11 protein-coding genes and 3 pseudogenes are annotated in these 12,609 nt (G+C 68.9%); 5 read left to right on the forward strand and 9 right to left on the reverse strand.

The window, feature by feature from the left end; all coding sequences use genetic code 11:
• Positions 1-82: 82 nt before the first annotated feature.
• Complete coding sequence (gene dapA / locus DPM13_RS04725; protein ID WP_080620920.1) at positions 83-958, forward strand: 4-hydroxy-tetrahydrodipicolinate synthase; 876 nt, start codon at positions 83-85, stop codon at positions 956-958.
• Here the strand turns inward: dapA and DPM13_RS04730 are convergent.
• The 7 genes and pseudogenes from DPM13_RS04730 to DPM13_RS04755 all read right to left on the reverse strand — a co-directional run bounded on the left by DPM13_RS04730 (position 955) and on the right by DPM13_RS04755 (position 6,834).
• Positions 955-1,305, reverse strand: a complete 351-nt coding sequence (locus DPM13_RS04730) for a Na+/H+ antiporter subunit G (RefSeq protein ID WP_028719465.1) — start codon at positions 1,303-1,305, stop codon at positions 955-957. The genes dapA and DPM13_RS04730 overlap by 4 nt on opposite strands.
• A 14-nt stretch (positions 1,306-1,319) precedes the next feature.
• Complete coding sequence (locus tag DPM13_RS04735) at positions 1,320-1,589, reverse strand: K+/H+ antiporter subunit F (protein ID WP_028719466.1); 270 nt, start codon at positions 1,587-1,589, stop codon at positions 1,320-1,322.
• Positions 1,586-1,897 carry a Na+/H+ antiporter subunit E gene (locus DPM13_RS27605; protein ID WP_317616383.1) on the reverse strand — a complete coding sequence of 104 codons (312 nt, stop codon included), beginning with the start codon at positions 1,895-1,897 and terminating at the stop codon, positions 1,586-1,588. Before DPM13_RS27605 ends, DPM13_RS04735 begins: the two co-directional genes overlap by 4 nt.
• Entirely contained in the window at positions 1,873-2,076 is a 204-nt protein-coding gene (locus tag DPM13_RS27610) for a hypothetical protein (protein ID WP_317616384.1), read from the reverse strand. The genes DPM13_RS27605 and DPM13_RS27610 overlap by 25 nt, the downstream gene beginning before the upstream one ends.
• Positions 2,073-3,654 (reverse strand): annotated as a pseudogene (locus DPM13_RS04745) (monovalent cation/H+ antiporter subunit D). Before DPM13_RS04745 ends, DPM13_RS27610 begins: the two are co-directional and overlap by 4 nt.
• Positions 3,651-4,001 carry a Na+/H+ antiporter subunit C gene (locus tag DPM13_RS04750; protein WP_080620923.1) on the reverse strand — a complete coding sequence of 117 codons (351 nt, stop codon included), beginning with the start codon at positions 3,999-4,001 and terminating at the stop codon, positions 3,651-3,653. The pseudogene DPM13_RS04745 and the gene DPM13_RS04750 overlap by 4 nt, the downstream one beginning before the upstream one ends.
• Positions 4,001-6,834 (reverse strand): annotated as a pseudogene (locus DPM13_RS04755) (monovalent cation/H+ antiporter subunit A). Before DPM13_RS04755 ends, DPM13_RS04750 begins: the two are co-directional and overlap by 1 nt.
• A 113-nt stretch (positions 6,835-6,947) precedes the next feature.
• Between DPM13_RS04755 and ruvC the strand changes: the two are divergent.
• The 4 genes from ruvC to ruvB are packed head-to-tail and all read left to right on the forward strand — an operon-like array spanning position 6,948 to position 10,060.
• Complete coding sequence (ruvC, locus tag DPM13_RS04760) at positions 6,948-7,442, forward strand: crossover junction endodeoxyribonuclease RuvC (protein ID WP_112887545.1); 495 nt, start codon at positions 6,948-6,950, stop codon at positions 7,440-7,442.
• A gap of 10 nt (positions 7,443-7,452) precedes the next feature.
• A complete protein-coding gene (ruvA, locus tag DPM13_RS04765; protein ID WP_028719472.1) occupies positions 7,453-8,124 on the forward strand; it encodes a Holliday junction branch migration protein RuvA in 672 nt (223 codons plus the stop codon).
• Positions 8,125-8,129: 5 nt separating this feature from the next.
• Positions 8,130-9,038 (forward strand): zinc metalloprotease HtpX, encoded by a 909-nt coding sequence (htpX, locus tag DPM13_RS04770; protein ID WP_112887546.1) that lies wholly within the window; start codon positions 8,130-8,132, stop codon positions 9,036-9,038.
• Positions 9,035-10,060 carry a Holliday junction branch migration DNA helicase RuvB gene (ruvB, locus tag DPM13_RS04775; protein ID WP_080622786.1) on the forward strand — a complete coding sequence of 342 codons (1,026 nt, stop codon included), beginning with the start codon at positions 9,035-9,037 and terminating at the stop codon, positions 10,058-10,060. Before htpX ends, ruvB begins: the two co-directional genes overlap by 4 nt.
• A gap of 180 nt (positions 10,061-10,240) precedes the next feature.
• On the opposite strand, the gene DPM13_RS04780 is transcribed toward ruvB, so the two are convergent.
• Together DPM13_RS04780 and ftsH are read right to left on the reverse strand one after the other, a co-directional pair.
• Positions 10,241-10,543 (reverse strand): chorismate mutase, encoded by a 303-nt coding sequence (locus tag DPM13_RS04780; protein WP_112887547.1) that lies wholly within the window; start codon positions 10,541-10,543, stop codon positions 10,241-10,243.
• 138 nt (positions 10,544-10,681) lie between these two features.
• Positions 10,682-12,578: pseudogene (gene ftsH / locus DPM13_RS04785) on the reverse strand (ATP-dependent zinc metalloprotease FtsH).
• Positions 12,579-12,609: the final 31 nt, after the last annotated feature.

Below are 12,609 nucleotides of genomic sequence, written 5' to 3' on the forward strand. Positions count from 1 at the left end.
GCCGGCCTGCGCAACTCACATCCTTGGCAAGCGGCGCGGGCGGTTGTAAGGGCGATGGGCAATCAAACGTCAGGATAACGTCATGTTCAAAGGCTCCCTGCCCGCGCTGGTCACGCCCTTCACCCCCGACGGGGATCTGGATCTTGCCGCGCTGGAAAAGCTGGTCGAATGGCAGATCGCACAGGGCAGCCACGGCCTGGTGCCCGTCGGCACCACCGGCGAAAGCCCGACCCTGACCCATGACGAGCATCGCAAGGTCGTCGAGGAAGTCGTGCGCATCGCCGCCGGCCGCGTCCCGGTGATCGCGGGGGCGGGCTCGAACGCCACGCATGAGGGGATCGGCCTGGTCCAGCACGCGCAAGAGGCCGGCGCCCAGGGCGCGCTGGTGGTGACGCCCTATTACAACAAGCCGACCCAGGCCGGGCTGATCGCGCATTTCACCGCGCTGCACGAGGCCTCGGACCTGCCGATCATCATCTACAACATCCCCGGCCGCTCGGTCGTGGACATGACGCCCGAGACGATGGGCGAACTGGCGAAGCTGCCGCGCATCGTCGGCGTCAAGGACGCGACCGGCAAGCTGGAGCGCGTCAGCCAGCAGCGCATCACCTGCGGCACCGACTTCATCCAGCTGTCGGGCGAGGATGCGACGGCGCTTGGCTTCAACGCGCACGGCGGCGTCGGCTGCATCAGCGTCACCGCGAACGTGGCGCCAAAGCTTTGCGCCGAGTTCCAGCAGGCGACGCTGGCGGGCGACTATGCCAGGGCGCTGGAATACCAGGACCGGCTGATGCCGCTGCATGTGGCGATCTTCCTGGAGCCGGGCGTCGCGGGCGCGAAATACGCCCTGTCGCGGCTGGGCCTGTGCAGCGACCGGGTGCGCCTGCCGCTGGTCGGCCTGACCGATGCCACGAAGGCGCAGATCGACGCCGCGATGGAACACGCCGGGCTGATCTAGGGCTCCTCCCGGTCCGAAAACGTGGCCCAGTCGCCCTTTGGCGGCGGGGGCACCTTGGCCGGGCCGCCCAGGTGCAGGTTCGCCTTGGCGATCATGTTGCCGGTGACGGGCGCGGTCAGGAACAGGAACAGCGCGATCAGAAACTCGTGCCAGCTGGCCTGCCCGCCCCGCAGCGGGAACCACAGCATCGAGGCCACGAGCACCGCCCCCACGCCCAGCGTCGCCGATTTCGTCGGCGCGTGCAGCCGCGTCATCGGGTCGGGCAGCCGGATCAGCCCCCAGGACCCGACCAGCCCGAACACGCCGCCGATGATCAGCAGCCCGGACACCAGGATTTCCCCGATCATTGCCGCTCCTCCTTTTATTCGATGATGTCGCCGCGCAGGATGAACTTCGCATAGGCGACGGTCGAGACGAAGCCCACCATGGCAAACAGCAGCGCCGCCTCGAAATACAGGCCGGTGCCGCGGTCGATCCCGAACAGCGCCAGCAGCGCGATGGCGTTGACGGTCATCGTGTCCAGCGCCAGCAGCCGGTCGGGCAGCCCCGGCGCGCGCACCACCCGGTACAGGCAGCACAGCATCGCCAGCCCGAAACAGCCATAGGCAAAGCCGAGGGCCAGGCCGATCATTCGAAAATCTCCTTCAGGCGCGATTCGTAGCGCGTCTTGATCTCGGACAGGACGGCATCGGGATCGGGGGCGTGCAGGCAATGGACCAGCAGGCTGCGGCCGTCGCGCGACAGGTCGCAGCTGACCGTGCCGGGGGTCAGAGTGATGGTCGCGGCCAGGGCGGTGATCGCCTCGGGGCGGCGCAGGTCCAGCGGCACGATGACCCAGGCCGGGCGCAGGTTCGTGCGCGGTATGAACAGCACGATCCGCGCGACCTGGAAATTGGCCCGCACGATGTCGCCGATCACGATCCCCAGAAAGGCCGGCACGGCCCCGGCCGGCGCAAGCCGCCCGCGCCCTGCCAATAGGGCGCGACCGCCAAAGGCACCGCCACGGCCATAATCCCCGCAAAGACCAGCGATCCCAGCGCCCAGCGGTTCACCAGCGCCATCCAGACCGCGACCAGGGCCAGCGACAGGATGGGGTGCGGGAACAGCCGGCGGATCATTTCGTGCCCTCCTGCCCGTGCAGCACGGCGCCCAGATAGGCGGCGGGATCGTGCAACTGCGCGGCCGCCGCCTCGGCCAGGCGCATGGCGGGGCCGGCCAGCAGCGTCAGCGCCACGATGCCGGCCAGCAGCGCCCCCACCGCCACCGCCGTCAGCGCGGGCGAGGCGGCGTCGCCCAGGTCCTGGATCGGCTCGTGCGTTTCCAGCTTGGTCGGGATCGGGCCGGGCGGGCTCGGCTCGGGCGCGGGCGCGGGCAGGGCCGGTTCCCGCGCCTGCCAGAACAGGACCGAGCCCGCGCGCGCCATGCCATAGATCGCGACCAGCGAGGTCGAAAGCACCGTGCCCCAGATCCAGGCCGCCCAGGGCGCGCCCTGGGTCGCCTGCAGGATCATCAGCTTGCCGAAGAAGCCCGAGAACGGCGGCATCCCCGCCATCGCCACGGCCGAGGCCATGAAGAAGGCCGCGATCATCCCCTGCCAGGGCAGCGCGGGCCCGGGGCGCAGCCACAGGTCGCCCCGCCGCGCGCCGATCATGTCGGCGATCAGGAACAGCGCGGCGCCGGCCAGCGTCGAATGGATCAGGTAATACAGCGCCGCCGCGGTGGCCTGCGGGCTGAACTGCGCCACCGCCACCGCCAGCGTGCCGACCGAGCCGATGGCCGCAAAGGCCGCCACCCGCCCCAGGTGGCGGCTGCCCAGGATGCCGATCTGCCCGACCGCCAGCGTGAACAGGGCGGCGGGCAGCAGCAGTTCGGCCACCACCTGCCCGGTCGTGCCGCCATGCGGAAAGACCAGGGTAAAGAAGCGGATGATGGCATAGATGCCGACCTTGGTCAGATCGCGAACAGCGCCGCGACCGGCCCCGGCGCATCCGCATCGGTCGAGGGCAGCCAGAATGCAGCGGCACCAGCGCGGCCTTGATGGCAAAGACCAGCATCAGCAGGACTGCCCCGGTGCGCAGCAGCGCGGTGTCCTGGGCGGGCATGGCCGCCACGCGCGCAGCCATGTCGGCCATGTTCAGCGTGCCGGTGACGGCGTAAAGCACCCCCAGCGCCGCCAGGAACAGGACCGAGCCGACCAGGTTGTAGGCGATGTATTGCACCCCGGCCCGCAGCCGTATGGCCCCGCCGCCGTGGATCATCAGACCATAGCTTGCGATCAGCAGGATCTCGAAGAACACGAACAGGTTGAAGGCGTCCCCGGTCAGGAATGCGCCGCACAGGCCCATCAGCTGGAACTGCCACAGCGCATGGAAATGCCAGCCCTTGCGGTCCCAGCCCGATCCGGTGGCGTATAGCTGGACGACCAGCGCCAGCGCCGCCGTCAGCAGCAGCATCAGCGCCGCCAGCCGGTCCAGCATCAAGACGATGCCGAAGGGCGCCGCCCAGTTGCCCAGGCGATAGACCTGGATCTGGCCGGTTCCCGCCAGACCCGCCAGGTACAGCGCGACCCCCAGCAGCAGGACGGTGCCGGCGATGGAAAACACCCGTTGCAGCAGCAGGTCGTCGCGCATCCACAGGATGATCAGCGCGCCGATGACGGCGGGCAGCAGGACCGGGGCGATCAGCAGATGGCTCATGCGTCCTCCGGGGGGGCGCGGTCGTCGCGCGGCATGTCCACGCGATCGTCGCCGCCTTCCAGCCAGGCACCCAGCGCCATCATGACCAGCACCGCCGTCATGCCGAAGGAAATGACGATGGCGGTCAGCACCAGCGCCTGCGGCAAGGGGTCGGTATGGGCGGCGGCGCCGCCCCGCAGGACCGGAGGCGCATCGACCACCAGCCGCCCGGTCGAGAACAGGAACAGGTTGATCGCATAGCTCAGCATGGTCGTCCCCAGCACCACGGCAAAGCTGCGCCGGCGCAGGATCAGATAGATGCCGGCGGCGGTCATCACGCCGATGGCGCTGGACAGCAAAAGCTCCATCAGCCCTTTCCTTGCGTCGCGGGGTTGCTGGGGTCGACGTCCATGGGCGCGTGATCCCTTTGGCCGGCGGCGCGCGCCAGCCGCGACAGCGAATCCAGCGCCAGCATCACCGCGCCGAGGACGCACAGGAACACGCCCAGGTCGAACCCCATGGCCGAGGCCAGTTCGAATTTCTCAAGCCCCGGCAGCGTGACATAGCCGAAGGCCGAGGTCAGGAAGGGCAGGCCCGCGAACCAGGCCGCGATCCCGGTGATCCCCGCCGCGACCACACCCGCCCCGATCAGCGCGTGATAGGGGATGCGGTTGCGCTCCATGGCCCAGGCATAGCCCGAGGCCATGTATTGCGACACCAGAGCGATGGCCACGACCAGCCCGGCGATGAACCCCCCGCCCGGCAGGTTGTGGCCGCGCAGAAAGATGTAGACGCCCACCAGCAGCGCAATGGGCAGGATCTGCCGGGTGACGACGACCAGCATCAGCGGATGGATCGCGCCGGCGCGCCGGCGGGGCTGGCTGCGCAGGGCGCGCAGCCGCCGCGCGCTTTCGCCGACCAGCAGGGTCTGGGTCAGGGCAAAGATCGTCAGCGCGGCGATGCCCAGGACGGTGATCTCGCCAAAGGTGTCATAGCCGCGGAAATCGACCAGGATCACGTTGACCACATTGTTGCCGCCGCCCAGCCGATAGCTGTTTTCGACCATGTAGCCCGAGATCGTCGGAAAGGCGAAATCGCCCCGCATCACCACATAGGCCAGCGCGCCGAAGCCCAAGCCCCCCAGCGTCGCGATCGCCGCGTCCAGCCCGCGCTTGGCCGGGCGGCTTTCGACCGGGCTGCGGCGCGGCAGGAAGTTCAGCGCCAGCAGCAACAGGATCACCGTGACCACCTCGACCGAGATCTGGGTCAGCGCAAGGTCGGGGGCGGAAAGGTACAGGAACGAACAGGACACCATCAGCCCCACGATCCCCACCAGGACCAGCGCCAGCACGCGCTCGCGGTGCCAGGCGACCATGCAGCCCGTGGCGGTCACCAGCATCAGCCAGCCGATCAGCGGCACGACCTGGACGGGCAGCATGGGCCGCGTCGGCCCGCCGTAGCCGCCGGTCGAAAACGCCCAGGCGCCGCACAGCACGACCGTCAACGCCAGCCCCAGCATGGCCCGCGCCATCGAGCCGTTGGTCAGCCGGTCGGTAAAGGCGCGCGCAAGCCGCGCGGCCACGGCCTCGCCCACGGCAAAACCTGCCCCGCGTCGGGGCGGCGCAACCCGTCGCGCCAGGCCAGCAGGCGCAGCTGGCGCATCAGCACCCAGGCCCCGCCCGCCACGGCCAGCAGCGACAGCGCCAGCGCCGGCGTCAGGCCATGCCACAGCGCGAAATGCGGATGCGGCTGCCCGCCGGTGACCGCACCCGCCGCCGCCGTCACCAGCCAGCCCGCGACCGCGTTCGGAAACAGCCCCATCGCGACGACCAGCACCGCCAGCAGGCCGGGCGACAGCCACAGCCCCGGCCCCGGATCGTGCGGCGCATGGGGATAATCCTGGCGCACGGGGCCCAGGAACACCTGCCAGACCAGCCGCAGCGAATAGCCGACCGAGAACAGCGCCGCCAGACCCGCCAGCCCGGCCAGCAGCGCACCGCCCGCGACGGCCTGCTCCAGCATCATCTCCTTGGAGAGGAACCCGTTCAGCGGCGGGATGCCCGCCATCGACAGCGCGGCGACGGCGGTGATCGCGAAGGTCAGCGGCATCAGGCGCCGCAAGCCCCCCAGCCGGGCGATGGACCGCGTGCCGGTTTCATGATCGACGATGCCGGCGGCCATGAACAGCGCGGCCTTGAAACTGGCATGGGCCAGGATGTGGAACAGCGCCGCGACCGCCGCCGCCTGCGTGCCCAGCCCCAGAAGCATCGTCACCAGCCCCAGATGCGAGATCGTGGAATAGGCCAGCAGCGCCTTGAGGTCGTCGCGAAAGATCGCGACCCAGGCGCCCAGCATCATGGTGACAAGCCCTGCCCCGGTGACCAGCCAGAACCATTCGGGCGTCCCCGACAGCACCGGCCACAGCCGGGCCAGCAAGAAGATCCCCGCCTTGACCATGGTGGCCGAGTGCAGATAGGCCGACACCGGCGTCGGCGCCGCCATCGCATGGGGCAGCCAGAAATGGAACGGGAACTGCGCCGACTTGGTAAAGGCCCCCAGCAGGATCAGGACCAGCGCCGGGGTGTAAAGCGGGCTGGCCTTGATGGCATCGCCCGATGCCAGGATGTCGGCCAGTTCGAAGCTGCCCGCGATGCGCCCCAGGATCAGCATCCCCGCGATCATCGCAAGCCCGCCCAGGGCGGTCACGACCAGCGCCATGCGCGCGCCGCGACGGGCCTCGGGCAGGTGGCTCCAATAGCCGATCAGCAGGAAGGACGACAGTGAGGTGAGTTCCCAGAACACCAGCAACAGCAGCACGTTCCCGGACAGGGCGATGCCCAGCATCGCGCCCTGGAACAGCATCAGGAAGGTGAAGAACCGCCCCGCCGGATCGCGCTCGGACAGGTAGTGGCGGGCGTAAAGCTGGATCAGCAGGCCGATCCCCAGGATCAGCAGGCCGAACAGCAGCGCCAGCCCGTCCAGCCGGAAGGTCGCCGACAGCCCCGCCTGCGGCAGCCAGTCCAGCCGCGTCTGGATCACCGCGCCCGACAGGACGGCCGGGATGTGCAGGATCAGCCCGATCAGCGCGACCAGCGTGGCGCTTGCGCTGGCCATCGCGGCCACCCCCCGACCCGACCGGATCAGCAGTCCCGGCAACAGGGCGCCCAGAAAGGGAAGCGCGGCGATCAGGGCAGGCGACATGATTTCTCCATGGCCGCCATGTCCCCGACCCGGGGCGGCGATGTCAACCCGAACCCGAAATGTCTGGTCGATGTTCGCCTTTCGTGCTAGCCATGGGCGCAAAAGGGGCAGGCATGAAGATCATCGGGATCGACCCGGGTTTGCGAAACATGGGCTGGGGCGTCATCGCCGTGGACGGGCCGCGGCTGCGCCATCTGGGAAACGGCATCGTCCATTCCCAGGGCGACGCCCTGGGACCGCGGCTGGCGACGCTGTATCGGGGGCTTTGCGCGGTGATCGCCGAACACGCGCCCGACGCGGCGGCGGTCGAACAGACCAGCGCCAACAAGGACGCCGTCGGCACGCTGAAGCTGGGCCAGGCCCGCGGCATCGCCCTGCTCGCCCCGGCCGAGGCGGGGCTGGACATCGGCGAATACGCCCCCAATGCCGTGAAAAAGACCGTGGTGGGCGTAGGCCATGCGGCCAAGGACCAGATCCAGCACATGGTCCGCTTCATGCTGCCGGGCGTGGAATTCGCGGGGCCCGACGCGGCGGATGCGCTGGCGGTGGCGATCTGCCACGCCCATCACATCCAGGGCCGCCGCATCAGGATCAAGGTGATCGCATGAGGAGCATGGCATGATCGGGCGGATCGCGGGCATCATCCTGCACCGGGCGCAGGACCATGTGCTGATCGACGTGCGCGGCGTCGGCTATATCGTCCATGTCAGCGAACGCACCTCGGCCAGCCTGCCGCCGGCCGGGCAGGCCACGGCGCTTTATACCGAACTCTTGGTGCGCGAGGACCTGCTGCAGCTGTTCGGCTTTCCGACGCTGGTCGAAAAGGAATGGCACCGGCTGCTGATCTCGGTCCAGGGGGTGGGCGCGCGGGTGGCGCTGGCGATCCTGGGCACGCTCGGCCCCGAGGGCCTGGGCCGGGCGCTGGCCCTGGGGGACTGGTCGTCGCTCAGGAAGGCGCCGGGCGTCGGTCCCAAGCTGGCGCAGCGCGTGGTGATGGAACTCAAGGACAAGGCCCCCGCCGTCATGGCGCTGGGGGGCGGGTTGACCGTCGACCCCGGCCCCCTGCCCCAGGCCGCCGAGGTGCTGGAGACCCCGCCGGCGCCGGCCGGCGCGCCCCCCGCCCCCGCATCGGCGCAGGCGACGGCGGATGCGCTCTCGGCCTTGGGCAATCTGGGCTATGCTCCGTCCGAAGCGGTTCGCGCCGTGGCCGAGGCGGCGGGTCAGGAACCCGGCGCCACGACCCCGGCGTTGATCCGCGCCGCCCTGCGGCTGCTGGCACCCAAGGAGTAACGCTGATGCCCGGACATATGCGCACCTTCATCCTGATGGCGGCCCTGACCGCGCTGGTCATGGGCATGGGCTGGCTGATCGGCGGCCAGGGCGGCGCGGTGATCGCGCTGCTGGTGGCCGGCGCGGGCAACGTCTTTGCCTGGTGGAACAGCGACAAGATGGTGCTGCGCCAGCAGGGCGCGCATCGGGTCACGCGCCAAGAGGCCCCCGAACTCGTGGACATGGTGGCGGCGCTGGCAAGCCGCGCGAACCTGCCCATGCCGGCGGTCTATGTGCTGGAAACCGAACAGCCCAATGCCTTCGCCACCGGGCGCAACCCGGAAAACGCCGCCGTCGCGGTGACGCAGGGCATCATGCGGGTGCTGACGCGCGAGGAACTGGCCGGGGTGATCGCCCATGAGCTGGCCCATATCAAGCACCGCGACACGCTGACCATGACGGTGACGGCGACCATGGCGGGGGCCATCGCCATGCTGGGCAACATGCTGATGTTTTCATCGATGTTCGGCGGGCGGGACGACAACCGCGGCGGCGGCCTCGCCGCGATCCTGGCGATGATCTTTGCGCCTCTGGCGGCGGGGATGGTGCAGATGGCGATTTCCCGCACCCGCGAATACGAGGCCGACCGGGCCGGGGCCGAGATCTGCGGCCAGCCGATGGCGCTGGCCGGGGCCCTGGCCAAGATCTCGCGAGCCGCGGCGCAGGTCGTGAACATCCCGGCCGAGAAGAACCCCGCCTCGGCCAGCCTGTTCATCATCAATCCGCTGCACGCGCTGCGCATGGATCGGCTGTTCGCCACCCACCCCCCGACCGAGGAGCGCATCGCCCGGCTGCGCGCCCTGGCCGGCGGCGGGGCTGTCATGGCCTCGCGCGTGCCGGCCTCGGGCCGCGGCGGGCCATGGGGCAGCCGATGATCCAGCCCGACCCCATGCTGCGCCCCGAGCCGATCGAGGGCGAATCCGAGGACCGCGCCCTGCGCCCGCAGATGCTGTCCGATTTTGTCGGCCAGGCCGAGGCGCGCGCCAACCTGCGCGTCTTCATCGAAAGCGCCCGGATGCGCGGCAAGGCGATGGACCACACCCTGTTCCACGGGCCGCCCGGCCTCGGCAAGACGACGCTGGCCCAGATCATGGCGCGCGAACTGGGCGTGAACTTCAAGATGACTTCAGGCCCGGTTCTGGCCCGGGCCGGGGACCTCGCGGCGATCCTGACCAATCTCGAGGCGCGCGACGTGTTGTTCATCGACGAGATCCACCGCATGAACCCGGCGGTCGAGGAGATCCTCTATCCCGCGCTCGAGGACTTCGAACTGGACCTGGTGATCGGCGAAGGCCCAGCCGCGCGCACCGTGCGGATCGAGTTGCAGCCCTTTACCCTGGTCGGCGCGACGACCCGGCTAGGCCTTCTGACGACGCCGCTGCGCGACCGGTTTGGCATTCCGACCCGGCTGGAGTTCTACACGATCGAGGAACTGGACCTGATCGTGACCCGGGGCGCCCGGCTGCTGGGCGTCCCGTCGGACCCCGAAGGCACGCGAGAGATCGCCCGCCGCGCCCGGGGCACGCCCCGCATCGCCGGTCGCCTGCTGCGCCGGGTGATCGACTTCGCCCTGGTCGAGGGCGACGGCCGCCTGACCCGCCAGATCGCCGACAGCGCCTTGACGCGTCTGGGGGTGGATCACTTGGGTCTGGACACCGCCGACCGTCGCTATCTGACGCTGATGGCGGAACATTACGGTGGCGGCCCGGTCGGCGTCGAAACCCTGTCCGCTGCCCTGTCGGAAAGCCGCGATGCCATCGAGGAGGTGATCGAGCCCTACCTCATGCAGCAGGGCCTGGTTGCCCGCACCCCTCGCGGCAGGATGCTGGCCCGGCTGGGCTGGCGGCATCTGGGGCTGGACGTTCCGCGCGTGCAGGAAAGCCTGTTCGACGATTAATCCTTTTTGGCAAACGCCGCGGGGGGGCTCCGCCCCCCGTTCGTCGCTGCGCTCCTCTCACCCCCCGGGATATTTGGGCAAGAAAGAACTCGAGAAACGGCCCGCGTTTCTTTCTTGCAAAAATATCCTGGGGGAGCGCGGCACGCGCGGGGGCAAAGCCCCCAATTCCGACGACCGGGTTCAGCGCGACAGCAGCCGGTCTTCGTGGGCGATGAAATGTTCCATCATCATGCGCCACAGGCTTTCCGCCAGGTCCGGGTCCAGCCCTTTTTCCTCCGCCAGGCGACGGGCGTTGGCGGCGACTTCCTCGACCCGGCTGTCGATGCGGGCCGGCAGCCCCTCGCGCAGCTTGATGCGGGCGGCCTCGTCGATCAGGGCGGCGCGCTCGGACAGAAGCGCGACCAGCCGGCTGTCGAGTTCGTCGATACGCGCGCGCAGCGCGTGCATGGCGGAGTCGGGGGGCAGGATCGGCTCATCGGTCATGGGCCGGTCTTACCCCGGCTCGAGATCAGAGGGAATGGCCTGCGCACAGGAGCCGGTTTTGGTGCCGGGCGAGTGGCAGGATCAAAATGAAACAGCCGCCCGGACGGGGCGACTGCCTTGGGCGCATTGTCAGCGGTCTTAGCCTTGCGGCTGGGGTGCTGCCTCGGCAGGGGCCGGGGCCGGTCCGGTGCGCGGGATGGCGCTGACCGAAGGGATCGAGGAACTGGGCGTATTGTCATCCCCGCCCAGCGGCTCGCCCCGGATCACGCGGCCGATATCTTCGCCGGTCAGGGTTTCGTATTCCAGAAGCCCCTTGGCCAGGCGCTCGAATTCTTCGCTCTTTTCGGTCAGGATACGATAGGCATCCTGATAGCCCTGTTCGATAAGGTCGCGGACCTCCTGCTCGATCAGTTCCTTGGTCCAGCCGAGACCGAGAGCCGCCGGCGTTGCCGGAATAGCCCTGATGCGCGTCGGCATAGTCGATGTTGCCGACCTTGTCGGACATGCCCCAGCGCATCACCATGGCGCGCGCCAGAGCGCTGGCCTGCTGGATGTCGCCGGCGGGGCCGTTCGACACGCCTTCCTCGCCATACTTGATGATCTCGGCGGCCTTGCCGGCCATGGTCATGGCAAGCTTCTGCTTGGCCTCGTCCTTGTGATAGTTCAGCCGATCCATCTCGGGCAGCGAGACCACCATCCCCAGCGCGCCGCCGCGCGGGATGATCGTCGCCTTGTAGACCGGATCGCATTTCGGCAGCGACAGGCCGACGATGGCGTGGCCGGCCTCGTGATAGGCGGTCTTTTCCTTCTGCTCGGGGGTCAGCACCATGCTGCGGCGTTCGACACCCAGCATGACCTTGTCCTTGGCGTTCTCGAAATCCTCCATGGTGACGAAGCGGCGGCCCAGCCGGGCGGCGGTCAGCGCGGCCTCGTTCACCAGGTTCATCAGGTCGGCGCCCGAGAAGCCGGGCGTGCCGCGGGCGATGATGCGCAGGTCCACGTCCGGGCCCACGGGCACCTTGCGGGCGTGGACCGACAGGATCTTCTCGCGGCCCTTGATGTCGGGGTTCGGGACATAGATCTGGCGGTCGAAGCGACCGGGGCGCAGCAGCGCCGGGTCCAGCACGTCCTTGCGGTTGGTCGCGGCGATGATGATGACGCCTTCGTTGGCGTCGAAGCCGTCCATTTCCACCAGCAGCTGGTTCAGCGTCTGTTCGCGTTCGTCGTTGCCGCCGCCGATGCCGACGCCGCGGGCGCGGCCGACCGCGTCGATCTCGTCGATGAAGACGATGCAGGGGGCCGATTTCTTGGCCTGCTCGAACATGTCGCGGACGCGGGACGCGCCGACGCCGACGAACATCTCGACGAAGTCCGAACCCGAGATGGTAAAGAACGGCACGCCCGCCTCGCCCGCGATGGCGCGGGCAAGCAGCGTCTTACCCGTCCCGGGCGGGCCGACCAGCAGCGCGCCTTTCGGGATCTTGCCGCCCAAGCGGCTGAATTTCTGCGGGTTGCGCAGGAACTCGACAATCTCCTCAAGCTCCTCCTTGGCCTCGTCGATGCCGGCGACATCATCGAAGGTCACCCGGCCGTGCTTTTCGGTCAGAAGTTTCGCGCGGCTCTTGCCGAAGCCCATGGCCCCGCCTTTGCCGCCGCCCTGCATCCGGTTCATGAAGAAGATCCACACCCCGATCAGCAGGATGAAGGGCAGCCACACGCCCAGAAGCGACATGAAGCCCGACTGCTGCTGACGCTCGACCCGGACGTCGACGCCCTTGTCGACCAGCTTGCCGGCGATGTCCTCGCCCATCGGGCGGACGGTGGACAGCTTTTGCCCGTCCTTGGTGGTGATGCCGACGGTTTCGCCGTCGATGGTGACGGCCGTCACCTCATCCTTGTCCACCCGCTGGATGAAGTCGGAATAGCTGATCTGGCGGCTGTTCATCTGCGACGAGCCGTCGCTGAACAGGTTGAACAGCGCAAGGATCATCAGGAACAGCACCACCCAGAAGGCGATATTGCGCGCGTTGCCCAAAAGGGTTTCCTCCACGGGTAGGACAGGCTTC

It is taken from the genome of Paracoccus mutanolyticus, from assembly GCF_003285265.1.
Taxonomy (GTDB): domain Bacteria; phylum Pseudomonadota; class Alphaproteobacteria; order Rhodobacterales; family Rhodobacteraceae; genus Paracoccus; species Paracoccus yeei.